This window comes from Streptomyces curacoi (assembly GCF_001513975.1).
Classification (GTDB): domain Bacteria; phylum Actinomycetota; class Actinomycetes; order Streptomycetales; family Streptomycetaceae; genus Streptomyces; species Streptomyces curacoi.
Genome location: NZ_KQ947986.1, coordinates 193,226 through 216,268 on the forward strand (window position 1 = coordinate 193,226; position 23,043 = coordinate 216,268).

The 23,043-nt window shown below is 72.5% G+C and carries 19 protein-coding genes and 3 pseudogenes; 10 read left to right on the forward strand and 12 right to left on the reverse strand.

What is annotated here, in order from left to right:
- Positions 1 to 115 precede the first annotated feature (115 nt).
- The gene (locus tag AQI70_RS10570; RefSeq protein ID WP_062146858.1) at positions 116 to 2,683 is read left to right on the forward strand and encodes a CHAT domain-containing protein; all 2,568 of its coding nucleotides are present in this window, start codon (positions 116 to 118) and stop codon (positions 2,681 to 2,683) included.
- 30 nt (positions 2,684 to 2,713) lie between these two features.
- Here the strand turns inward: AQI70_RS10570 and AQI70_RS10575 are convergent, their stop codons facing one another.
- Positions 2,714 to 4,549 carry a LuxR family transcriptional regulator AbsR2 gene (locus AQI70_RS10575; protein WP_062146860.1) on the reverse strand — a complete coding sequence of 612 codons (1,836 nt, stop codon included), beginning with the start codon at positions 4,547 to 4,549 and terminating at the stop codon, positions 2,714 to 2,716.
- A 94-nt stretch (positions 4,550 to 4,643) separates the two neighbouring features.
- On the opposite strand from AQI70_RS10575, the gene absR1 reads away from it, so the two are divergent.
- Together absR1 and AQI70_RS10585 are read left to right on the forward strand one after the other, a co-directional pair.
- Positions 4,644 to 5,729, forward strand: a complete 1,086-nt coding sequence (gene absR1 / locus AQI70_RS10580; protein ID WP_062146862.1) for a beta-glucuronidase AbsR1 — start codon at positions 4,644 to 4,646, stop codon at positions 5,727 to 5,729.
- Positions 5,730 to 5,916: 187 nt separating this feature from the next.
- On the forward strand, positions 5,917 to 6,150 hold the full coding sequence (locus AQI70_RS10585) for a helix-turn-helix domain-containing protein (RefSeq protein ID WP_062148255.1): 234 nt from the start codon (positions 5,917 to 5,919) through the stop codon (positions 6,148 to 6,150).
- Here the strand turns inward: AQI70_RS10585 and AQI70_RS10590 are convergent.
- The 3 genes from AQI70_RS10590 to AQI70_RS10600 all read right to left on the reverse strand — a co-directional run bounded on the left by AQI70_RS10590 (position 6,111) and on the right by AQI70_RS10600 (position 8,549).
- A complete protein-coding gene (locus tag AQI70_RS10590; RefSeq protein ID WP_425264610.1) occupies positions 6,111 to 7,280 on the reverse strand; it encodes a methyltransferase domain-containing protein in 1,170 nt (389 codons plus the stop codon). The genes AQI70_RS10585 and AQI70_RS10590 overlap by 40 nt on opposite strands.
- A gap of 145 nt (positions 7,281 to 7,425) precedes the next feature.
- Complete coding sequence (locus AQI70_RS38440) at positions 7,426 to 8,154, reverse strand: DUF6415 family natural product biosynthesis protein (RefSeq protein ID WP_062146864.1); 729 nt, start codon at positions 8,152 to 8,154, stop codon at positions 7,426 to 7,428.
- Entirely contained in the window at positions 8,151 to 8,549 is a 399-nt protein-coding gene (locus AQI70_RS10600; protein ID WP_062146866.1) for a hypothetical protein, read from the reverse strand. Before AQI70_RS10600 ends, AQI70_RS38440 begins: the two co-directional genes overlap by 4 nt.
- A 190-nt stretch (positions 8,550 to 8,739) precedes the next feature.
- On the opposite strand from AQI70_RS10600, the gene AQI70_RS10605 reads away from it, so the two are divergent.
- Positions 8,740 to 9,966, forward strand: coding sequence for a helix-turn-helix domain-containing protein (locus tag AQI70_RS10605; RefSeq protein WP_062146867.1), 1,227 nt, complete (start codon positions 8,740 to 8,742; stop codon positions 9,964 to 9,966).
- On the opposite strand, the gene AQI70_RS10610 is transcribed toward AQI70_RS10605, so the two are convergent.
- Positions 9,947 to 10,609 carry an HAD family hydrolase gene (locus tag AQI70_RS10610; RefSeq protein WP_208607334.1) on the reverse strand — a complete coding sequence of 221 codons (663 nt, stop codon included), beginning with the start codon at positions 10,607 to 10,609 and terminating at the stop codon, positions 9,947 to 9,949. The genes AQI70_RS10605 and AQI70_RS10610 overlap by 20 nt on opposite strands.
- 371 nt (positions 10,610 to 10,980) lie before the next feature.
- The gene (locus AQI70_RS10615; RefSeq protein ID WP_208607335.1) at positions 10,981 to 11,433 is read right to left on the reverse strand and encodes a GNAT family N-acetyltransferase; all 453 of its coding nucleotides are present in this window, start codon (positions 11,431 to 11,433) and stop codon (positions 10,981 to 10,983) included.
- A 491-nt stretch (positions 11,434 to 11,924) separates the two neighbouring features.
- Between AQI70_RS10615 and AQI70_RS10620 the strand changes: the two genes are divergently transcribed.
- Positions 11,925 to 12,497 carry a MarR family winged helix-turn-helix transcriptional regulator gene (locus AQI70_RS10620; protein WP_062146873.1) on the forward strand — a complete coding sequence of 191 codons (573 nt, stop codon included), beginning with the start codon at positions 11,925 to 11,927 and terminating at the stop codon, positions 12,495 to 12,497.
- Positions 12,498 to 12,512: 15 nt separating this feature from the next.
- Here the strand turns inward: AQI70_RS10620 and AQI70_RS10625 are convergent.
- Positions 12,513 to 12,791: pseudogene (locus AQI70_RS10625) on the reverse strand (gamma-glutamyl-gamma-aminobutyrate hydrolase family protein); the annotation flags it as partial.
- Here AQI70_RS10625 and AQI70_RS40095 point away from each other — a divergent pair.
- A pseudogene (locus tag AQI70_RS40095) lies at positions 12,782 to 12,953 on the forward strand (cytochrome P450); the annotation flags it as partial. The pseudogenes AQI70_RS10625 and AQI70_RS40095 overlap by 10 nt on opposite strands.
- Here AQI70_RS40095 and AQI70_RS10630 read toward each other — a convergent pair.
- The gene (locus AQI70_RS10630) at positions 12,940 to 14,544 is read right to left on the reverse strand and encodes an FAD-binding oxidoreductase (protein ID WP_062146875.1); all 1,605 of its coding nucleotides are present in this window, start codon (positions 14,542 to 14,544) and stop codon (positions 12,940 to 12,942) included. The pseudogene AQI70_RS40095 and the gene AQI70_RS10630 overlap by 14 nt on opposite strands.
- 160 nt (positions 14,545 to 14,704) lie before the next feature.
- On the opposite strand from AQI70_RS10630, the pseudogene AQI70_RS10635 reads away from it, so the two are divergent.
- A pseudogene (locus AQI70_RS10635) lies at positions 14,705 to 15,446 on the forward strand (class I SAM-dependent DNA methyltransferase).
- A 33-nt stretch (positions 15,447 to 15,479) separates the two neighbouring features.
- Here AQI70_RS10635 and AQI70_RS10640 read toward each other — a convergent pair.
- Positions 15,480 to 15,938, reverse strand: a complete 459-nt coding sequence (locus tag AQI70_RS10640) for an RrF2 family transcriptional regulator (RefSeq protein ID WP_062146877.1) — start codon at positions 15,936 to 15,938, stop codon at positions 15,480 to 15,482.
- Between the two features lie 96 nt (positions 15,939 to 16,034).
- The gene (locus AQI70_RS10645; RefSeq protein WP_062146879.1) at positions 16,035 to 17,264 is read right to left on the reverse strand and encodes an acyl-CoA dehydrogenase family protein; all 1,230 of its coding nucleotides are present in this window, start codon (positions 17,262 to 17,264) and stop codon (positions 16,035 to 16,037) included.
- A gap of 486 nt (positions 17,265 to 17,750) precedes the next feature.
- Between AQI70_RS10645 and AQI70_RS10650 the strand changes: the two genes are divergently transcribed.
- The 3 genes from AQI70_RS10650 to AQI70_RS10660 are packed head-to-tail and all read left to right on the forward strand — an operon-like array spanning position 17,751 to position 20,598.
- Positions 17,751 to 18,857 (forward strand): ABC transporter substrate-binding protein, encoded by a 1,107-nt coding sequence (locus AQI70_RS10650; protein ID WP_062146881.1) that lies wholly within the window; start codon positions 17,751 to 17,753, stop codon positions 18,855 to 18,857.
- 39 nt (positions 18,858 to 18,896) lie between these two features.
- A complete protein-coding gene (locus tag AQI70_RS10655; RefSeq protein ID WP_107116975.1) occupies positions 18,897 to 19,712 on the forward strand; it encodes an ABC transporter ATP-binding protein in 816 nt (271 codons plus the stop codon).
- The gene (locus AQI70_RS10660) at positions 19,699 to 20,598 is read left to right on the forward strand and encodes an ABC transporter permease (RefSeq protein ID WP_062146885.1); all 900 of its coding nucleotides are present in this window, start codon (positions 19,699 to 19,701) and stop codon (positions 20,596 to 20,598) included. Before AQI70_RS10655 ends, AQI70_RS10660 begins: the two co-directional genes overlap by 14 nt.
- A gap of 32 nt (positions 20,599 to 20,630) precedes the next feature.
- Here AQI70_RS10660 and glpK read toward each other — a convergent pair whose 3' ends face one another.
- The gene (gene glpK / locus AQI70_RS10665) at positions 20,631 to 22,145 is read right to left on the reverse strand and encodes a glycerol kinase GlpK (protein ID WP_062146887.1); all 1,515 of its coding nucleotides are present in this window, start codon (positions 22,143 to 22,145) and stop codon (positions 20,631 to 20,633) included.
- Between the two features lie 41 nt (positions 22,146 to 22,186).
- A complete protein-coding gene (locus tag AQI70_RS10670; RefSeq protein ID WP_062146889.1) occupies positions 22,187 to 22,954 on the reverse strand; it encodes an IclR family transcriptional regulator in 768 nt (255 codons plus the stop codon).
- Positions 22,955 to 23,043: the final 89 nt, after the last annotated feature.

Consider the following 23,043-nt stretch of genomic DNA (forward strand, 5'->3'; position numbering starts at 1 on the left):
TCAGAGCCGTGCGGTCGCTGATTGATACAGCGCCAAACCTGTGTGACACGGTTCCGGGGCAACTACCATCCGTGGAGTGACAGCGGGAAGCGACTCGGTTCTCGAACTGCTGCCTATGGTGTTCGCCGCCCCCAACGACGCGCTGGCGAGGGCAGAAGGGGTGCTCGACGCCGACCCGTCGCCCTTGCACGCCTCCGTCGCCCACCAGGTGATCGGCATCTGGCAGCGGGACTGGGGCGACATGCGCATCGCCCTGTACCACCTGCGGCGTGCCCGGGATCTCGCGGCACGCGCGGAGTCGGCGGACCGGGAGGCGGACGTCCTGGCGGCGCTCGGGGTCGCGTTGGTGCACGCAGGGCGCACTCAGCAGGGGTTGGCGTCGCTGGAGCGCGGGATCGCGCGGGGCAGCGGGCACACCCGGGCGCGGGTGCTGTTCCGCCGGGCCTACGCCCGTTGGGTCCTCGGCCATCACCGGGAGGCGCTGGAGGACGTACGCCGGGCGATACCCGTGCTGCGGCAGGCGGAGGACGTCATCTGGACGGCGCGGGCGCTGACGCTGCGCGCCACCGTGCATCTGGCACTCGGTGCGGTGGACCGGGCGGATGCCGACTTCACCGCGGCCGAGGCGCTGTGGGACACCACCGGCCAGGAGCACGACAAGGCCGACGCGGTGGAGAGCCGGGGCCTGGCCGCGTTCCGGTCGGGCGACATCCCGGCGGCGCTGCGGCTGCTCGACGAGGCCGAGGAGCGGTACGCCAAGCTCGGCACGCCGACGTTCATGCTGAACATCCGCCGCTGCGAGGTGCTGATGGCCGCCGGGCTGGCCCCGGAGGCGCTGGCCGAGGCGGACGCGGCGATCGCCGTGCTCGACGGGATCGGCGGCCAGTCCACCCGCAAGGCCGAGTTGCTGCTGGCCGCCGCGCGTGCGGCTCTGCCGGCGGGCGACGCGCACACCGCGATCGCGCGCGCCGACATGGCCGTACGGCTGTTCGCGGGGCAGCGGCGCAGCTGGTGGGAGTCGCATGCCCGGCTGGTGCTGATCGAGGCGCGGGTGGCCGCCGGGCGCAGTTCGGGGCGGCTGGTGGCCGACGCGGCCGCGGTCGCGGAGCGGCTGGCCTTCTTCGGCGCGCCGGCCGCGCCGGAGGCCTCGCTGCTCGCGGGCCGGATCGCGCTCGGTCTGGGCTGGCGGGCGGACGCCGAGCGGCATCTGGCCGTCGCCGCGCGCAGCAGACGCAGCGGGCCGCCGCTGGCCCGGATGACGGGCTGGGCGGCGCAGGCGCTGCGGGCCCGGGTGGCGGGGTCGGGGCGCGGTGTCCTGGAGGCCTGCCGGCGCGGCCTGGACGTGCTCGACGACCACCGGATGACGCTGGGCGCCTCCGAACTGAGGGCCCGGGCCACCGCGCAGGGCGCGGAGCTGGCCGCGCTGGCCCAGCAGGCCAGCCTCGACTCGGGCAGTCCCCGCCGGCTGCTGGTGTGGAGCGAGCGCTGGCGGGCCACCGCGCTGTCCGCCCCTCCGACCCGGCCGCCGGCCGATCCGCAGCTGCAGAGCGACCTGACCGCGTTCCGGGAGATCGCGGCCCGCGCGGAGGCCGCCCGGATGGAGGCCCGGCCCGTTCCGGCGCTGGAGCGCGAACAGCGGCGCCTGGAGCGGGAGATACGCTCGCGGACCCTGCACATGCGCGGCGACACGCCCGGCGACGGCTACCGCTTCGACGCGGGCCGGCTGCTGCAGCGGCTGGGCGACGACGTACGGCTGGCCGAACTGGCCGTGCTGGACGGGCGGGTTCAGGTGCTGCTGTGCGGGCAGGGGCGGGTGCGCCGGTTCGAGGCCGGGCTGCTGGCCGAGGCGGAGCGAGAGGCCGAGCATGTCCAGGCCGGGCTGCGGCGGCTGGCGCATCCGGGCGCGGAGGGCCGGCTGCCGGTGGTGGAGGCCGCGGGGCGGCGCCTGGAGGAGCTGCTGCTCGGGCCGGCCGCGGCGCATCTGGGCGACGGCCCGGTCGTGGTCGTACCGCCGGCGCGGCTGCACCGGGTGCCGTGGGCGCTGCTGCCGTCGCTGCGCGAGCGGGTGCTCAGCGTGTCGCCGTCGGCGAGCGGCTGGCTGCGCGCCCGGGAGACCGAGCCGCCGCCCGGTGGCCGCCACGTGCTGGTGCGCGGGCCGGGGCTCGCGACGGGCGGCGCGGAGGTGCCTCATCTGGCCTGCCGGTACGGCGGTGCCGTCGTGCTGGAGCACGCCGACGCGCGCGTGCCGCGGGTGCTGGAGGAGCTGGACGGTGCGGCGCTGGCCCATATCGCCGCCCACGGCACGTTCCGCGCGGACAGCCCTCTGTTCTCGTCGCTGCGGATGGCCGACGGGCCGCTCATCGTCCATGACTTCGAACGCCTGGACCGCAGCCCGTACCGGATCATCCTGTCCTGCTGCGACACCGCCCGGTTCGCCTCGGTCGGCGCCGACGAACTGCTCGGCCTGGTCACCGCCCTGCTGCCGCTGGGCACGGCGGGGGTGGTGGCGAGCAGCGCGCCCGTGAACGACGCCGCGGTGGTGCCGCTGATGCTGGCGCTGCACAAGGGGCTGAGCAAGGGCCTGTCCCTGGCGGAGGCGCTGCGCGACGCGCGGGCGGCACTGCCGGGCGACGCGCTGCACCAGGCGACGGGGTGGGCGTTCTCGGCGTTCGGCGCGGCCTGACGGGCGGCCCGAAGGTCTGATCCGACTCCTTTACGCCGACTGCGCGTCCGGCAGCTCCACCAGCCACGGCAGTGCGCCGCGGTCACCGGCGCCGAGGCGGGCGTAGGCGCTGTAGAGGTGGTTGCCGACCGTGCGGACGGACAGGGTGAGTTTCTCGGCGATCTGCCGGTTGCTCAGGCCCGCGGCGGCCAGGGTGACGATCTGCCGTTGCCGGGCGGTCAGTTCCCCCAGGACCAGCCCGGCCAGGGCCGGGGTGCGGGCACCCTGGCAGCGGCGGGCCAGGGCGACGGCACGCGTGCGTGAGGTGCGGGCGGCGCGCGGGTCGCGGTGGGCGCGTACGGCCTGGGCGTGCGCCTCGGCGGCGAAGAGCAGGAAGCCGCGCTCCCGGAGCTGTTCGGCCACCTGGTCGAGGGCGGGACCGTCGCCGCGGGCGAGCGCGGCGGCGTGCGCGGCGAAGACGCCGCTCAGGCGGCCCGCGGCACGCTCGGGGGCGCCGCGGCGGACGGCGTCGTAGGCGTCGCCGCTGATCGTCTCGACTGCCGCGTCGGCGTCGCCGCGGGCCGTTGCCAGCCGGGTGACCGCCCCACCCCCGTCGGGGCGGCCACCCAGGATCATGTGCGCGGCCGGCACATCGCCCGACTGCGCTGCGGCGAGGGCGAGTTCGAGGCGGCAGGACGGATCGTCACCGCCGTGCCGCAGCCCCTCCCGCGCCCATGCCGCCGCCTCGCGCAGCTCCCCGCGCAGCCGCGCGAAACGGGCGCGTACGGCCGCGTATGCGGCCGGCACCGGCGCGCCCTCCGCGACCAGCCACTCCCCCACGGGCGCCGCAGACGTCCGTACGTCCGCCCGCTCGATACGGCGCGTCAGCGCGGCCCGCTCGGCGTCGAGGGCGGGCCCGCACCGGTCCTGCGTACCCGACAGGTCCGGCGTACCCGACAGCCGCCTCGCCCGCAGCCTGCCGGCCGAGGCCCGCAGCACCGGGCCGTGCAGGGGGTGGGCGAGGCGGACGGCGCCCCGGTCGTCGACGTGGACCAGGGAGTCGGCCTCCACGTGTTCGAGGGCGCGAAGATCGAGTTCGTCGAGGTCCAGGGGCAACGGCTCGGCGAAGGCGAGGCGTTCGAGGATCTCGCGCTCGTCGGGGCAGTGGCGGTCGAGGACCCGTGCGGTGCGCTCGCGTACGGTCGCGGTGATCGGCACGGGTCCGCGCCACGCCCACTCGTCCGAGTCCGGGACGCGGGTCAGCAGCCCCCGCTCGCGCACCGCGCCCACCAGGTCGCGCAGCAGCCGCAGGTCCCCCTGGCACAAGCGGTGCAGCCGGTTCACGGTGAGCGGCTCCGGGCCACCGCCCCCGGCCACGTTCGCCAGCAGCTCGGCGGTCTCCTCGCGGGGCAGTGGCGCCAGAGCGAGGCGGGGCAGGAGTTCGCCGGTCCACAGCCGGGAGATCGCGCCGGGGGCAGGGGCGCCGTCGGTGGTGACGACCAGGAGACGCGTGCGGCCGTGCACGGCCAACTGGTGGACGAGGGCGGCCGAGGCGTCGTCGAGCAGATGCGCGTCGTCGACCAGCAGCAGCCGTACGCCGGACAGCCGCTGGAGCGCCTCGTGCAGGGAGGACGTCTCGGGCACGAGGTGCGCGAACGCGGCGAGGCGGAGCGGGCGGGTCTCGGGAGTGCCGGCCACCCTGGCGAAGTCGGTGCCGCGGACGGCCTCGGTGACGAGGCGGGTCTTGCCGCAGCCCGCCGGCCCCGTGATCACGATGCCGTGCCGGCCGGCGGTCAGGGACCCGCGGAGCAGTTCGAGTTCGTCCTCCCGTCCGGTGAACGGCCAGGGCAGTTCCAGGGTGTTCGCGTCGCGTTCGAAGGTCGTCACGGCAATAGGAGCGCGGTGACTCACGCTTGATACACCGGTACTTGAGTAGCCCCCGACTCAGGCGCCCGCGGCGGGCCGACGGCACCCTGTTCGCATGACCGCTCGCTACTGCTCCCTCGCGCAGCAGTCGGCGCCCGCCTTCGCACCGGGGCTGGCCGCCGAGCGGCTCAGTGCGCTCGCCGGCGGGCGCCGGATGTGGGTCAACGGCACCGTGCTCCACTACTGCTTCTTCGACCGGGACTCCGACTCGTCCGTGCTCTCCGACCCGGAGACCGGCAGGACGCAGCGCGTGTCGTGGGTCGGCAGCAAGGAACAGCGGGACGTCGTGCGCGAGTGCTTCCTGGAGTGGCACAGCCTCGGTATCGGGCTGTCGTTCGTGGAGGTGGGCGACCGCTCGGAGGCCGAACTGCGCATCGGCTTCCAGTTCGGCGACGGATCCTGGTCGACGGTGGGCAAGGACGCGCTCCGGGTCGGCCTGAACGAACGCACGATGAACTTCGGCTGGGACCTGACCGCGCCCGGGGAGCGCGGAACGGCGCTGCACGAGATCGGGCACGCGCTCGGCATGCTGCACGAGCACCAGAGCCCGTTCGCCGGGATCCACTGGGACGACGAGGCCGTGTTCGCCGATCTGGCGGGCCCGCCGAACTTCTGGAGCCGGGACAAGACGTTCTTCAACATCCTGCGCAAGCTCGATCCGAACGAGGTCAACGGCTCCGTCTGGGACCCGCACTCGATCATGGAGTATCCCTTCTCGGCCGGGCTGATCCTGGAGCCGGAGCAGTTCCGCGCGGGTCTGAACCCGCCGGGTGTCCTGTCCAAGGCCGACAAGGAGTTCGTCCGCCGCTGGTACCCGCCGGCCGAGGCGCCGGGGCCGCGGGAACTGGTGCCGTTCCGCTCGGTGCCCCTGCGGCTCGGCCCGGCCGGGCAGGCCGACTTCGTGGTCGAGCCCCCGGAGACCCGCGAGTACACGGTGGGCACCTTCGGGCACAGCGACACGGTGGTCGTGGTCTTCGAGGAGCGGGGCGGCGAACCCCGCTACCTCACCGCCCGGGACGACGGCGGCACCCCGCACAACGCCACCGTCAGGGCCCGACTCGTCAAGGGCCGCCGTTACTTCGTCCGGGTGCGCCTCTACTCCAGCTGGGGTTCGGGGGAGACAGCGGTCATGTGCTGGTGAGAGCACGGATCCGCTGCCGCGCGGGACGCCGTATACCACTGTCCGGCGCCGGGGGAAGCGGCTGGGGACGGTCACCTTCGGGGGAATGTGTCGCTTGGACACGGAGGTGACCGCCCCAGCCAGCGGGGTCCGCCGCACGGGGGTAGCGGCGGACCCAGCAATCGCCGTGCGCGCCGAGCGTGCACGGATGCCAACCGATCCGCTGCCCGACTGGATTCTCGCCGTCCGCCGCGAGATCGGGGACAACGTGGGAGCCGCCCGTGAGTGGCGCGAGCTCTCTCAGGAGAGGCTGGGCGAACTCACCGGCCTCGACCGCAAGACCATCAACCGGATCGAGCAGGGCACCCACGGCACGATCATTGATCACCTTGTGCTCCTCGCTCACGCCCTCGACGTGCCGCGCGCAGATCTCGTGGGGTGACCGCCGCCGGGTGACAGGGGTTGCACCCGGCGGCGGCCCCGCGCGGCCACCCTGTCTGGTCGCAGAGCGGCCGCGCTCTTCCCGCTACCGGCGCGATCGGTGCGCCGCCGGCAGTGGGGCTCATATGTCCCAGGCGTCCGCCGGGTCGTCGAGCTGTCCGCGGTGACGGTCAGGCCGAACCGGTCGTAGCCGGGCTCGCCGGCCTGCTGCCACCAGTCGAGCGCGGCCGCCACCTCGTCCCAGAGCCTGCGCGGCCCGGACTGCCAGACCTGGGCTTCGTCCTGGCCGTCGCGGAACATGACGCACGCCCACGACTTGTCGGTCAGGCCGTAGAACCACACGGGCCGTGCCCCGTCACGCTCGGCTGCCGCCTGGCGGTAGCAGTCCCGTACGCGCAGGCCCACGGCGAACGAGCTGACGGCGAACCGGTCGCCGAGCAGCTGGTCCACGGTGACGGACGTCGTGGAGCGGTCGGCCCCGGTGACCCCATGGGGTACGTACACGTCGTGCCCAGCGAAGGGCAGCCGGTGGGAGCGCAGCTTCATGAACTCCACCGGGCCGGTGAACCGGCCCTCAGCGTGCTTGCCGTCCTCGGCGACCTCCAGGCGCACGACGGCGTCCTGTGCGCAGTAGTGCGTGCCCCACGGCGCGACGATCAGCCCGCCGGGCCAGGCCTGGGCGATCCAGGCAGGCGGGATGCTGCGCAGTCCGGCCGTGGCGATGATCCGGTCGTACGGGGCGCCTGGCTCGTCTCCTTCCTCTCCGTCCCGGGCCAGCACGAGGACGGGGAGCCCGCAGCGGGCGAGCCGGTCTCGTGCCGCCGTGGCCACGGCGGAGTCGATCTCGATGGTGACCACGTTGTCGTGGCCGAGCCGGTGAGCGAGCAGTGCCGCGTTCCATCCTGTGCCTGTGCCGATCTCCAGCACGCGCTGCCCGGCCTGCACGTCCAGGTCCCGCAGCATGCGGAAGACCACGGACGGCATGGACGCGGATGATGTCGGTACGTTGCCGCGGCCCTCGGCCTTGCCGTCGTCCCACTGCGTGACGATCGGCACGTCGGCGTCGGCGTAGGAGAACCACAGGCTCGGCTCGTCCCGCAGGTCCACGGTGACGGTGGTGCCTGAGTCCATGTCGTACGGCCACATCAGTTCCGGAAGGAAGTCGGCTCGCGATATGGCAGCGAACGACGGGACCCAGTCAGAGGTCAGCGTCTTGCGTTCCAGAAGGGAGCGGCCCAGCGCGGACCGCCCCTCCCCTACTCCGTCGAGCGTCATCTCAGCCGATGGCCTTCGGTCCGCCGTCGGGGGGCGGGGGGTCCTGCGGGCCGGGCCACGGCTCGCCGGGTAGGCCGTCGCCTCCCTGGCCGCCTCCGCCGCCTCCGGCCATCCGGCAGATCATTTCCCTCATCGGGTTCTCCTCGTGGTGGGTTTCATCGTGCTCGCCGCCAGCCCGCGGTGGGAAGGCGGCTCCGGCACCTGCGCGGCGTGCCCGCCGGTACTCGTCGTGCAGCCGGTCGCCTTCAGGGCAGGGCAAGTTCAGATTCGCGCCCGTGTCATCCACCGCCCGGCAGGTCGCGCACCTCAGCTGGTGATCCCCCAGGCGCCGGAAGGCAGCCTGCTTCCGCGTCTCACCGTCGACGCCGAGCTGCTCGTTGTGGTCACACAGCGCGTCCAGGACGCGGGCCAAGCGGCGGGCATGGCCGACAGCGCCGCCGGTCCTGCTGCTCGGCTCGGCCTCCAGTCGGCTCCGCGCCTCCCACACACATTCGAGCACGCTCCAGCGGCGGCGGCCCGGCTTGAGCCTCATGGCGGCCTGCTCCACTTCCGGGGCCAGCAGCTCGATGTGCCCGCGCAGTTGGAGTGTGAGCGTGGCGATTTCGTCGGCGGCCGGGGGCAGTGCCTCGGGTACAGCGTCCGGATCGAGCAGGCGGTCCACGGCCGCGCGCATCGTGGCGACGTCCACGGGCCGTGTGGTGGGCGCGGCCTCTTGCGGGGTGCGGTTCATGCCGAGGCTCCCGTCCCGTGCTCCGAGCCGGCTCGGGGGCCGAATGCGTCCTCGATGGCTGCGCGCAGAGCGTCCGGGTCGGTGTGCCAACTGCCGTCGCCCGGGCACATCCGCCAGTGCGGGCCAGGCCCTTGCGTCCGTCGCGACGGCGGGATCGTCACGGCGCTGCCGGTGCCGAGCGCGCGCGTGTTCTCCACCTCCCATCCGGACGCCGTGCCGACGAGGGTGAAGAAATACACGGCAGAAACGGATTCCTCGACGACGGCTCCGCAGCGGGTGCCGAGGATCGCCATCGCTGCTAGGCCGACGCTGCGCGGTACGCGGATGGCGTCCCAGTCGTGTCCGGCGTCGTACAGAGTCCACCCTGCAGCGGACTGTAAGCGGCTGGTCGGCATGTGAGTCTCCTCGGCGCCTGTCGTGATCAGGTGCGTACAAGAGTGGTCCTCATGAGGGGCGCCGCCGAGGACTTCAACAGGCCTCTTTGGGAACCAAAAGAGGACTTTCGTTGGGTCCTACGGGTGACGGCTGGCCAACCTGAGGGCTTGCAGCGACACTTACCGCAGTGCTCGACATGGAGGTGCAGCAGTGGCACGGCCCGCAGGCAACACCCGCCTCAAGTCCGCTCGCATGGCGGCCGGTTACCACTCTCAGCAGGCCCTCGCCGACGTCCTCCGAGTAGGCGTACGGCAGGTCCGCCGGTGGGAATCAGACAATCCGCCGTGGCCGCAGCCCGAGGTGGGCCAGGCTATTGAGCGGCTGCTCGGGCAGCCGCTGGACCAGCTGGGCTTCACGCCTGCGGGCGGTGTGGCGACCGATCGCAGCCGCCGCACGGTGCTCGCCGCGACGTTCGGCGCCGTCGGTCTGGCCGCTGTGCCCACCCACCCCACCGCGGTGCAGCCCGCGACCGCCGCGGACGATTACCGGGCCGTGACCCGGTCGCACCGGCGACTGTACTGGTCCGTCGCCCCAGCCACCTTGCACCCTGCCGCGCTCGCGCACGCCACCCTCGGGTGCGCGCTGCTTCCGGAGGCCACCGGGCAGACCCGGCAGCGGATCGCCGCGGCGCTCGCCGAGTCGTATCTGCTGGCGGGCCGAATCGAGTTCTTCGACCTGCGCGACGCCGATCGCGCCCAACAGACCCTCCTGCGTGCGCTTCAGGCTGCGGGCGAGGCCGATGACCCGCTGCTCGGGGCCGCGGTCCTGGCGCACATGGCCTTCATCCCCGCCTGGACCGGCGACCGGGAGGCGGCCGCGGAGCGGATGGTGGCCGCGCGGACCTATGCCCCGCGTGGCCCTGCGTCAGCCGAGCTGCTGGCGTGGCTGGACGCCGTCGAGGCCGAGTGCGAGACCCGGTGCGGCAACACCAGGACGGCGCTGCACCTGATCGGTCACGCCGAGGACATCCTCGGCGCTGGCAGCGCGCACGAGAGCCCTGAGTGGCTCGACTGGTTCAGCCCGGTCCGGCTCGCCGCTTTCAAGGGGAACACGCAGCTCAAGGCGGGGCACCTGCCGCAGGCACGCGAGACCCTGCTCCGTGTCCTCGACTCGCTCGACCCGGCAGAGGAGAAGCAGACCACGGTCGTGCTCGGCGATCTGGCCGCCGTCGAGGCCGCGGCCGGCGATCCCGAGGCGGCGTGCAGGTACGCGCTGCGTGCGCTCGATCAGCTGGAGCGCACGTGGTACGCGATGGGCATGGACCGGGTGCGGGAGGTGCGGCGCGCGCTGGCGCCGCACCAGCACGAGCGGTGTGTGCGCGAGTTGGACGATCGGTTGTACGGGTGGTCGACTACGGTCAGCGCTCTCGCTCGTTGAACTCGCGGATCAAGCCCGGCAGTTCGAGGAGGCCCTCCACCCGGAAGGTGGGGAGCTTCTCTGCTTCCTGGGTGTTCCACTGAATCGTCGCCCACGGCCCGCGGTGCACGAGCGCCGTGTGCATTCCCGCTTCGCGGGCGGGGCGGATGTCATTGTCGACGCGGTCTCCGACGTAGAGAATCTCGTCGTTGGCGAATGGGGTCACATCGGCGACGCGGACGAAGAACTCGGCGTCGGGCTTACTGGCGCCCCAGTCGTCAGAGGTGCCGATCAGGTCGACGTCAGCAGTGAACAGCTCGCGAAGGAGCCCGCCCGCGCGCACCGTCTGGTTCCCGGCGATGCCCAGCCACAGGCTGTCCGCGCGGAGCGCCGCGAAGGCGTCTCGGACGTCCGGGTACAGGTCCCGCTCCCCGAATGTCTCCGGCTTGCCAGCCTCGGCGCGGCGCTCGCGTTCAGCGTAGAGGTCGAAGCCCGGCTCGAACTCCTGGAAGGTCTCGCGGTAGTCGCGGCCCTGGGCGATGACGGCGCCGAACATGGCGGCGAAGGTGTGACGGGGTACGCCGAGCCAGTCGGCCCAGGTGCCGTATTCGGTCGTCTCGTCTACGAGGCACTCGCCGACGTCGAAGATCACAGCACGAATCATGAGGGCAGCGTATCCAGCGGGGTCCGGCTGTCAGGAGGCGCCCGTAGGTTTGTCCCATGTTCCCCGACTCCCCGGCCCCGGGCCCGTTGCGGCCTGCTGCGGTCGTGAATGAGGCGATCCGCGCGTAGGCGCGGGCGGCATGGGGGCGGCCGTTCACGGATGAATAGCGGGCGGAGTACGAGTGGCTGGTGGTCAAGTGGGCGGAGGCCTCACGAAGCGAGGTCGTCGAAGCCGCGTAGCTACAGGCGCCTGTTCGGGAAGCCACCTCGCATGGACCGGCGGCGCGCAAACTAGGAGGCCTCAACTACACAATCGGGAGGGTGACCGGCCCCAGCCACGCCACGCAGGTGAGTGCCTGGCGCCCGCGTCGGCTACAGATCCCGGGTGAACACCACCATCGGCCGGCCCGGCCCGTCGTAGTCCTCCTCGACCCGCGCGTCGAAGCCGAGGCTGCGGTGGAAGGCGATGGAGCCCTTGTTGCCGAGGGAGGTGATCGCCTTGAGGCGGACCGCGCCCTGGCCTCGGGCCGCCTCCGTGAACTCCCCGTAGAGGCGGCGCCCCAGACCGGTGCCGCGAGTGTCGTCGCGGGTGGCGATGAGGTGGACGTACCCGGTGCCGTCCGGGGTGACGAAGCCGATGACGTATCCGCGGATGCCGTCCTCGGCGCGGGCGACCAGACAGGTGGCGCCGAACTCCCGCACCAGCACCGGCTGATGGAGTGCGCGCAGGTCCCGCTCGCCCCAGTAGCGGGCGTGGTCCTCCACCACCTGGTGCAGGTCGGCGACATCGGCGGGGACGATCTCCAGCGGCATGGACCCGATCATGGCACGGGCGGCGCGGGCGGCCGGGGGGCGGGCCGCGGGCGCCGCGCGCTGTGCTCGCGCCTCGGGCGGTTCGAGGACCTCCCCCGTCGGGGGCGAAGCCCAGCAGGCGCCGGGTCGCGGGCGTGGCGGAGTCGAAGTGGAGGACCAGGCGGTGCCGGCCGGGGGCCGGGGCGGGGAGGGCGCGGGCGGCGGCCGTGGTGCCGCCCAGGGCTTCGGGCAGGGCAGCCAGGCCGGTCGCTGTGGGGCGTATGGTCACGGGAGTCGGACGAGGCTCGCCTCGAACTCCGTGGTCCGCGCGGGTCCAGATCTCCGCCAGGTCGAAGTCGGCGGTGCGATCGCGCTGCGGCAGCGTCCGTCTGCCCGCGGCCGACGTCAGGGCGCGACCGGGGAGGCGGGCGGCGGCTGGCTCTTCGTACAATTTGAGGCCGAACGACATCTGCTCCGCGTCCGGCACCCGCTGTCCGGCGCACCGCGGCCGAAGGAGTGTGCCCATGCCCGGCCAACGATCGATCACCGAGGCCGAGAAGCTGGCCGAGGCCAAGCTCGGCGGCATCCCGCTGCACCGGGAGCAGATGGCCGTCGTCGCCAACATCCACCGCGCGGCCTCGGCGGTCCGCCAGCACCTGGAGAACTCCGTGCTGCGCGGGGCCGACCTGACCTGGACGGCGTTCGTGGTGCTGTGGGTGGTCTGGGTGTGGGGCGAGTCGGAGACCCGGCATGTCGCGGAGGAGGCCGGGATCTCCAAGGGGACGCTCACCGGCGTGGCGCGGACCCTGGAGGGGCGGGGGCTCCTGCAGCGGGCCGGGCATCCGACCGACGGCAGGCTGGTGCTGCTCAGCCTGACCGAGGAGGGCGAGGCGCTGATGCGGCGGCTGTTCCCGGCGTTCAACGAGGAGGAGGCCTTCGTCGCCGGGCGGCTCAGCGACGAGGAGTGCCGGAGTGTCGCGGAGGGGCTGCGCCGGGTGGTGCTCCAGGTCGAGGAGCGGGGCGAGGAGCGCAGGCTCGCCCTGCTCGACGGGGCCGAACCCGCGCCGCGGCGCAGCGGACGCCGGCCGCGGGCCTGAGCATCGCCCGCCTGCTCAGCGGCGCTCGCGGGCGGCCCGTACGAGGGCGTCGAAGAGACCCTGCTGGGCCGGATCCCGGTGCGCGGTGTCCTCGGGGTGCCACTGCACCGCGGTGAACCACCCTTCGGCGCCCGGGAGTTCGAGCCCCTCCACCGTGCCGTCGGCGGCGCGCGCGGTGACCGTGAGGCCCGAGCCGAGGCGGTCCACCCGCTGATGGTGGTAGCAGGAGGCTTCCGCCTTCTCGGCGCCGGTGGCCTGTTCCAGCAGGGTGCCGCGCCGGATCGGCACCGGGTGCCTGCCTGGGCAATCTGCTCGCCCGTACCGAGATCCGCATCATGTTCGAGGAGCTGATCCCGCGTCTGGCGGACATCCGCCTGGGCCGGAGACGTGCCGCGGGTCCGCTCCAACTTCGTCAACGGCATCAAGAAGCTGCCGGTCGAGGTCACGCTCGCCTGACCGAGAGGGCGTGGTGGAAGACGTCACGGGGGTCCCACCGCGCCTTGACGCGTTGCAGCCGGCGGTAGTTGTCGCCGAAGTACAGGGCGTGCCAGGGGGCGCCCGTGTTGCGGGCGGGGTCGGCCAGGTCGGTGTCCGGGTAGTTGACGAACGCGCCGTCGGCCGCGGCGGGGGCGCCGCCGGTGTCGGCGTACAGGTCCTCGTAGAGCTCGCGCAGCCAGCCGATGTGTCGGGCGTCGTCGCGCGGGTCCTCCCATCCGTTGACGTAGAACATCTTGATGCTCGCGCCACGGTGGGGTGTCGCGGTCGCGTCCGGCGCCACGGTGTTGACCTTGCCGCCGTGGGTGTAGAGGCTCAGGCTGCCGCCCGGGTGGTCGTAGTCGGACCGGGTGAGGTGGTGGTGGATGACGCCGATCTGCCGGTCGGTGAAACCCCGGCGCAGATAGCCCGACTTGACCTTCAGCCGGTAGACGGGGCCGGGGTCGCCCGGTGAGCCGGCCAGGGCCGCGGCCAGCCAGGGCTGGTTCCGCACCGTGCGGAGCGGCCGCACCGGCACGCCCCGGTTGATCGCGGCCAGGTGCTCGTCCAGCATCCGTCCGGCGCCGGAGTCCGCGGCCACCTGGCCGATCATGACGACCGTCCCGGAGGCGCGGCGGGTGAGGGCGAGTTCGCTGTAGAGGGCGAGGTACGGCGAGTCGGGGGCGCTGTGCCGTTCGGCCCATTCGCAGTGGTTGCGGACCAGCCGGGCGAAGGACGTCCGGTCGAGCTCCTGCCAGTCCCAGGAGACCGAGAAGCTCAGCACACCGGAGGGCGGTGCGGGCAGCAGGCCGGACGGGTCGTCGCCCTGTGCGCCGGGTGTGCGGAACCAGTAGCGGGTGACGATGCCGAAGCTGCCGCCGCCACCGCCGGTGTGCGCCCACCACAAGTCCCGGTGCGGGTCGGCGAGTTCACGTGTGGCCACCACACTGCGCGCCCTGCCGTCGCGGCCCACGACGACCACCTCGACCGCGTACAGATGGTCGACCGACAGGCCCATCAGCCGCGACAGCGGCCCGTAGCCGCCGCCCAGCACATGTCCGCCCACGCCCACGGTGGCGCACCAGCCGGCCGGGACCGTCACTCCCCAGCCCGCATACAGCCTCCGGTAGACCTCGCCGAGCAGGGCCCCGGCCTCGACGGCGAAGGCACGGCGGCCCGGGTCGTAGGAGACGCCCGTCATGGCGGACATGTCGACGACCACCTCCACGGCCGGGTCGGCGACGAAGCTCTCGAAACCGTGGCCGCCGCTGCGGACCGTGATCCGCCGGCCGCTGTCGACCGCCTGCTGCACGGCCCGTACGACATGCGCGGTCGTACCGACCACCCAGACGTGCTCCGGACTGCCCACGAACCGGCGGTTGTAGCCCCGGGAAGCCAGGGACCGGTGACGCGGATCGCCGCGTCCGACCATGGCCGGCCCGGGCGGCGCAGGGCAGGACGTCCGGTCCGGGGCCGCCGCGGCGGCTGCCGTGACCGGACCAGGGGCCGCGATCCCCGCCGTCGTGGCGACCAGCCCGCCGCGCAGCACGTTCCTCCTGCTGAACAAGGTCATGGAGACTCCTCGGGGCTCCTCGGCACTCCTCGCTCCGGACGGACACGAACGTAGGCGGCGGGGAAGCAGGCGTCAGTCGTCCCAGCCCCACCCGCACGGTGGGGCCAACCCCCGGAAAAACCGGGTGCCCAGGCGGGGCGAGGAGCAGTACGGTCGCGGAATGCCTGACTCGGACGGCTACTTCGGAGAGAACATCGCGGCCACCTACGACGAGTCGACGGCGGAGATGTCCCGCCCCGACGTGGTGGAGCCGGCGGTCGACGTACTGGCCGAACTCGCCGGCGACGGCCCGGCGCTCGAACTCGGCATCGGGACCGGCCGCATCGCGCTGCCGCTGGCCGCGCGGGGGATCGCGGTGCACGGCATCGACATGTCCCGCGCCATGGTGGACCGGTTGCGCGCCAAGCCCGGTGGCGATGCCATCGAGGTGACGATCGGGGACTTCGCGACGACGCGGGCGGGGGGGCGAGTTCGCGCTCGTCTACCTCGTCTTCAACACGATCGGCAATCTGACGACCCAGGACGCCCAGGTCGACTGCTTTCGCAACGCCGCCGCCCAGCTACGGCCCGGTGGCTGTTTCGTCGTCGAGGTGGGCGTACCCGATCTGCGCCGGCTGCCTCCGGGACAGAGCGCCGTACCGTTCCACATCAGTGACACACGTTGGGCGTTCGACACCTACGACGTCGCCACCCAGGCGATGAGCTCGAACTACGTCACCATCGTCGACGGCCGCGCCGAGCACTGGTCCATCCCGTTCCGGTACGTCTGGCCGGCCGAGCTGGACCTGATGGCCCGGCTCGCCGGACTGCGCCTGCGCGACCGTTGGGAGGACTGGACGCGCGAGCCGTTCACCAGCGAGAGCGGCAAGCACGTCTCGGTGTGGGAGAAGCCGGTGGCCTGACCCGGGAGCGGGCAGCTGGGCCGGTGCCGCCGGTCAGGGATTCGTCCACGCCTCGGGGTCGTCCGCGAGGCTCAGGACGTCGTCGGGCAGCTTGGCCGCGGCCACCTGGGCGAGGGTGACCTCGCCGAGGATCTTGCGGACGTTGGCGCGTACGGCGATCCACAGCGGCAGCAGGGACTCGGCGGGACCGGTGTAGGAGAGGTCGGGTGGGCGCACGCCGCGCACCGAGACCAAGGGGCCGTCCGCCACGCGGATCACATCGGCGATGGCGATCGAGTCCGCCGGGCGGGCGAGCCGGTAGCCGCCCTTGCCGCCGCGCTGACTGGTCACCAGGCCGCCGCGGCGCAGGTCGCCCAGGATGCCTTCCAGGAACTTGTGCGGGATGCCCTGTGCCTCGGCGATCGCTTCGGCCTTCAGCGAGGTGTCGTCTCCCGCCGCGGCCAGCTCCAACGCCGCCCGCACCGCATAGTCCGCCTTGGCCGAGATCCGCATGCCGCGATTATCCCCCACCGCCGTGCTGGTCTTCGGCGGCCGTCTCCTCGGTCAGCCGGGGAGCCTGGACGGGTCAGCCGGGGAGCCTGAAACGGGTCAGCCGGGGAGGCTGAACGGCGGGTGGGCGCCGTTGAGGAAGTAGTCCCCGACCTCGCGCAGTCTGGGGGCGACGGGTTCTCGCAGGGTGTGCGTGCGGGTGTCGCGCCAGAAGCGGTCCAGGCCGTGTCGCGCTAGGGCGGCCGGCATACCGACGGCGTCCAGGGCCCGGGTGGTGATCTCCTGCGCGGTCCGGGAGGCGGCCGCCTCGGCCGCGCTCGCGAGGACCGCGATCTCGGCGCACTCCTCGTCGTCGAGTTCCTCGCCGCGTGCGAGGCCGCGGGTCAGGGCCTCCACCGCCTGGTCGGCGAGGGCGGACGCGGCACGTGCGGCGACGGCGAGTTCGCCGTACGCGGTCAGCACGTACGGGTCCTGCGGCGGGCCGCCCGGCCAGGGCTGGGGAGAGAACGTCTGCCAGGCCGACCGCGCCGCCCTTCCGTGCTCGCGGACCTCACCGAGCAGTCCCTCGGCGACGCCGAGACAGACCTGGGCGGAGACCAGCCGTGCGGTCGGCGCGGCGAGACCGGCGAAGGGCGACAGGACGCCCTCGTCCGCGCAGAGGGAGCCGAGCACGTCGTCGGCCGCGACCGGCACCGAGTGGAACCCCACGCCGCCGCCGGCCGCCAGGCGACGGCCGAACGTCTCGCCGCCGCTGCCGTTCACCAGGCCCGGGTGGGCGGGGTCGACGAGGACGGCGAGGGGCTCGCCGGTGCCGGGCACGGCGGCGCGGACCACCAGCCGGTCGGCGATGCCGGCTCCGGAGCCGTACCACTGGTGGCCGTCCAGCAGATAGCCGCTCGCCGTGGGGGTCAGCGTCAGCGGCGGTTCCTGCGAGGCGAGCCCGCCTCCCCAGTACCACTGCCCGGCCGCGAACGCCCGCTCGACGCCGGCGGCACGGTCGGGCGCGGCGAAGAAGCGGGGGGAGCAGGACAGGAAGTAGTGGCTGCCCAGCAGGTGGCCGATGGCTCCGTCGGCCGTGGCGATGGTCCGTACGACCGTGTAGGCGGTGCGCCAGTCCGCGCCGCCTCCGCCGTGTGCGGCCGGTGCCAGCAGCGTCAGCAGTCCCGACTCGCGCAGCCGCGCGACCTCGTCGAGCGGTCGTTTGCCGGCCTGCTCGCGCTCGACCGCGTCCGTGGCCAGGTCGTCCGCCAACTCGCGGGCTGTGTGCGGCCAGTCGGCCGGCCCGGTTTGCGCTTCGGTCGCCCCGTCGGCCGGCGGTGCACTCGTCATGGGCGTCATCCTCACTCGCTCCGCTTCGAGGGGTCAACGATTTCCCAGTAAGTCGATAGGAAATCTAGGGAATGACGCCAACAAGTGAGACGCTGTCGTCCATTATGTGAACGCCCCCTTGGGGCGGACGCAACCTTCTGCCACGATCCCCATCAACCAGGTAGGAAAACTAGGGATCTGTGGGGTGGGGTGCCATGCGAACGCGCAACCGCACAGACCTGTCCCTGCCTCTCCTGACCTCGCGCCGCCACATCGACTTCGGGCATTCGTCCAGCGCCATCTGTCGGCCCGTCTGAGACCGTCCGCAGCACCTGCCTGCCCGCACCGCGACACCGCAGTACTCCCTGCCATCCCCGCCGTCCGGCCGCCGTCCCCTGCCGGGACGGCCGACGAGTGGCGGACCGGTGCGCGCCCACAGGCTCCAGGCCCCCCTTGCCGTACCGCCCTGAACACCTCCCTGAACACCTCCCCTGAGAGGACACCCCTGTGTCTGCCGCAAGACCGCTCACCACCCTGCGCACGTTCGCCGTCACCGCGGTGCTCCCGCTGCTGCTGACCGCCTGCGGCTACGGCGCCGCATCCACCGATGACGGCAAGCAGACCGAGGTCGCGGCGGACGCCGAGAAGCTCTCCGCCGACGAAGTGAGGATCGGCTACTTCCCCAACCTCACGCACGCCACCGCCCTGGTGGGCATCCAGGAAGGCCTGCTCCAGAAGGAGCTCGGCGGCACCGAGCTCAAGCCCTCGACCTTCAACGCCGGCCCCTCGGAGATCGAGGCGCTCAACTCCGGCTCCCTCGACATCGGTTGGATCGGCCCGTCCCCGGCCATCAACGGCTACGTCAAGGCGAACGGCAAGAACCTGCGGATCATCTCCGGTTCGGCCTCGGGCGGTGTGAAGCTCGTCGTCGACCCGGAGAAGGTCAAGTCCCTGAAGGACGTCAAGGGCAAGAGGATCGCCACCCCGCAGCTCGGCAACACCCAGGACGTCGCGCTGCTCAACTGGATCGCCGAGCAGGGCTGGAAGGTCGACGCGGAGAGCGGCAAGGGTGACGTGTCGGTGGTCCGTACGGACAACAAGATCACCCCGGACGCCTACAAGTCCGGCTCGATCGACGGGGCGTGGGTGCCCGAGCCGACCGCGTCCAAGCTGGTCGCCGAGGGCGGCAAGGTGCTCCTCGACGAGGCCGACCTGTGGCCCGACAAGAAGTTCGTGATCACGAACATCGTCGTGCGCCAGGCGTTCCTGAAGGAGCACCCGGACGTCGTCGAGGCGGTCCTGCGCGGCTCGGTGAAGACCAACGAGTGGATCAACGCCCACCCGGACCGGGCCAAGGCCGCGGCCAACGAGGCCCTGAAGGAGCTGTCGGGCAAGGCACTGCCCGCCGAAGTCATCGACCCGGCCTGGAAGTCGATCACCTTCCTGGACGACCCGCTGGCCGCCACCCTCGACACCGAGGCGGAGCACGCGGTGAAGGCCGGTCTGCTGGAGGCGCCCGACTTGAAGGGCATCTACGACCTCGCACCGCTCAACAAGGTCCTCAGGGCCGAGGGCAAGGACGAGGTCGACGACGCCGGTCTCGGCGTCGAGTAGCGAGCACGGCACCCTGCGAGTCCCCAGGATATGACGACCATGGCCACTACGACGGCCACGACCGCCACGGACGCCACGGACGCCGCGGACGCCGCGGCGGTGACGTACGCCGCCCGTGTCGAGCACGTCTCGAAGTCCTTCCCGGCGCCGGGCACATCCGGCGGGCGGCAGCTCGTGCTGGACGACATCACCCTCGATGTCGCGCCCGGCGAGTTCGTCACCCTCCTGGGGGCCTCCGGCTGCGGCAAGTCCACGCTGCTCAACCTGGTCGCGGGCCTTGACCTGCCGTCCGCCGGGTCGATCCGCACGGACGGCAGGCCCGCCCTGACGTTCCAGGAGCACGCGCTGTTCCCGTGGCTGACCGCGGGCGGGAACATCGAACTCGCCCTGAGGCTCAGGGGAGTTCCCAAGTCCGAGCGGCGCCGGGAGGCGGAACGGCTGCTGGACCTCGTCCGCCTGCGGGGTGCGTACGGCAAGCGGGTGCACGAACTGTCGGGCGGTATGCGCCAGCGGGTCGCACTGGCCCGGGCGCTGGCCCAGGACAGCCGGCTGTTGCTGATGGACGAGCCGTTCGCCGCGCTGGACGCGATCACCCGGGACGTGCTGCACGACGAACTGACCCGTGTCTGGCGGGAGACGGGCGTGTCGGTGCTGTTCGTGACGCACAACGTGCGTGAGGCGGTGCGGCTCGCCCAGCGCGTCGTCCTGCTGTCCTCACGGCCGGGCCGGATCGCCCGGCAGTGGACGGTCGGCCTGCCGCATCCGCGCCGTATCGAGGACACCGCGGTCGCCGAACTGTCCGTACAGATCACCGAAGAACTGCGTGGGGAGATCCGCCGCCATGGCCGGCACTGACAACGGCATCGCCATCGACAAGGACGGCGCCGAGGACCTGGCGGGGCTGGAGGCCGGGCTCGACGCGCTGGACTCGGTCCAGGTCGGCCGTACGCCGCTGCGCGAGACCCTGATCCGCAAGGTGGTGCCGCCCGTCACCGCCGTCGCGCTGGTGCTGGTGGTCTGGCAGTTGCTGGTGTGGGCCGAGGTCGCGCCCGCCTACAAGCTGGCCTCGCCGTCCGACGTGTGGGGCGAGGTCCGCGAGGCCTGGCTCCAGGGAACGCTCCTCGACTACATCTGGACGTCCGTCTCGCGGGGCCTGCTCGGCTTCCTGCTCGCCCTCGCCATCGGCACGCCGCTCGGTCTCCTGGTCGCCCGGGTGAAGTTCGTCCGGGCCGCCGTCGGCCCCATCCTGTCCGGGCTGCAGTCCCTGCCGTCGGTGGCCTGGGTGCCGCCGGCCGTGCTGTGGCTGGGCCTGAACAACTCGATGATGTACGCCGTGATCCTGCTCGGCGCGGTCCCGTCCATCGCCAACGGCCTGGTGGCGGGCGTCGATCAGATCCCCCCGCTGTTCCTGCGGGCCGGGCGCACCCTGGGCGCGACCGGGCTGCGCGAGGCCTGGCACATCGTCATGCCGGGGGCGCTGCCCGGCTATCTGGCGGGCCTGAAGCAGGGCTGGGCCTTCTCCTGGCGCTCGCTCATGGCCGCCGAGATCATCGCCTCCTCGCCCGATCTCGGCGTCGGTCTGGGCCAGTTGCTGGAGAACGGGCGCAACAACAGCAGCATGCCGCAGGTGTTCCTGGCGATCTTCCTGATCCTGCTCGTCGGCATCGCCGTCGACCTGCTGTTCTTCAGCCCGCTGGAGCGGCGGGTGCTGCGGCGGCGGGGGCTGCTGGTCGCTCGCTGAACGCCGTGGACCGGACCGCCCGGGCCGGCCCGTCACGAGCGCTTCGGCGGCTGGATCCAGCCCAGGGACCGCTCGACGGCCCGCTTCCAGCAGGCGTACTCCCAGTCCCGCCGTTCGGGATCCATGTCGGGCAGCCATTGCGCGGCCCGGTGCCAGTTGCGCCGCAGGACCCGCAGGTCCGGCCAGTAGCCGGCCGCGAGTCCGGCGGCGTAGGCGGCGCCCAGCGACACCGTCTCATGGACGAGGGGCCGGACCACGGGCACGTCGAGCACGTCGGCCAGGATCTGCATGAGGAGGTGGTCGGACGTCATGCCGCCGTCCACCTTGAGCTGCTTCAGGGCTAGCGCGGAGTCGGCGTTCATGGCGTCGACGACCTCGCGGGTCTGCCATCCGGTGGCCTCCAGGACGGCGCGGGCCAGGTGGCCCTTGGTGATGTACGAGGTGAGGCCGACGATGACGCCGCGGGCGTCGCTGCGCCAGTGCGGTGCGAACAGACCGGAGAAGGCGGGGACGATGTAGCAGCCGCCGTTGTCCTCGACGGTGCGTGCCAGCGTCTCGATCTCGGGGGCGCTGTGGATCAGGCCGAGCCGGTCGCGGAACCACTGCACCAGCGAGCCGGTGACGGCGATCGGGCCTTCCAGCGCGTAGACCGTGGGTTGGTCCGCGATCTTGTACGCGACCGTGGTGAGGAGTCCGTGCTGGGACCGTACGAGGTCGGTGCCGGTGTTCATCACCAGGAAGCTGCCGGTTCCGTAGGTGCACTTCGCCTCGCCCGGTGAGAAGCAGGTCTGTCCGAACAGAGCCGCCTGCTGGTCGCCGAGGGCCGCCGTGATGCGGACGCCTGGGAGCAGCGCGCGGGCCTCGCCGTAGCTCTCGGCCGAGGGCCGGATCTCCGGCAGCATCGAGCGCGGCACTCCGAAGAAGTCCATGAGCGCCGCATCCCAGCTCAGCGTCCGGATGTCCATGAGCATGGTGCGGCTGGCGTTGGTGGCGTCGGTGATGTGCAGGCCGCCGTCCGTGCCGCCGGTGAGGTTCCAGATCAGCCAGCTCTCCATGGTGCCGAAGAGCACCTCGCCGTCACGGGCGCGCCGCTCCAGACCGTCGACGTGGTCGAACAGCCAGCGGATACGGGGCGCGGAGAAGTAGGTCGACGGAGGGAGGCAGCAGTGGTCGAGGAAGAACTCGTCTCCCGGGTCCTTCCTCAGTTCGTCGACGAGCGGCGCGGTACGGGTGTCCTGCCACACGATCGCCCGGCCCAGCGGGACACCGGTCCGCGGGTCCCAGAGCACCGACGTCTCACGCTGGTTGGCGATCCCGATGGCGGAGATCTGCCCGGCGTCGATCCCGGCGTGGGAGAGCGCCTCGGGTACGACGCGCTGGAGGTTGCGCCAGATCTCGACGGCGTCGTGCTCGACCCAGCCGGGCCGGGGGAAGTACTGCTGGTGCTCCCGCTGGGCGACCGACGCCAGCCGTCCGCCGTGGTCGAACAGGATGCATCGCGTGGAAGTGGTGCCCTGGTCGATGGACATCACATACCGCTCAACCATGATCGACCCTGCCTTCCGAAGTGTCGCGGAGTGCCGGTGACCTACCAGCGGGCCGCACCCAGGTCTCTGGAGATCGCGCGTGCCGCCTCCCGCAGCACGGTGATCAGGGCCGGCAGGGGCCGGCCTTTGGTGTCGCAGATCCGCTCGACGGCGCCGGACACGCCGATCGCACCGACCACGAGACCGCCCTGCCCCCGGATCGGGGCGGCGATGCCGGCCTCGCCCATGCTCATCTCCTGGACCTCGGCGCCCCAGCCGAGGTCCCGTATCTCGCCGAGGGCACGGTTGATCTGCTCGGGGTGGACCAGGGTGTGCCGGGTGTACGCCTCCGGTTCGTCCGCCAGCAAGGAGTCGACGGGGCTGGCCCCGAAGGCCAGCAGGACCTTGCCGAGCGAGGAGGCGTGCAGCGGCAGCAGCGCGCCGACGTCCAGGGTCTGGAGGGTGTCGTCGGGGCGGAAGACATGGTGGATGACGAGCACCCTGCCCTCCAGAGGCGTGCCCAGACGGACGGCCTCCCCGCTGCGGGCGGCCAGCGCGTCGGCCCAGTTGATGGAGCGCGAGCGCAGTTCGTTGACGTCGAGGTAACTGGTGCCGAGGTGCAGCAGAGCGGCCCCGAGCTGGTATTTCCCGGTCGCCGGGTCCTGCTCCACGAAGTCCACGTGTTGCAGGGTGCGCAGGATTCCGTGGGCGGTGCCCTTGGCGAGTCCCAGCGACGACGCCACCTCTCCCAGCCCCAGCCGACGGGATCCGCCGGCGAGCAGGCGCAGGATCGCCGCCGCCCGCTCTATCGACTGGACTGGGCCGGCCATGAAGCGATGGTAGTCCCGCTTTTTCCGATTTGGGACTCTCGTTCGGTAATGCCGACCCGGGTTCGTTGACCGCTCATACTTCCCTCCTT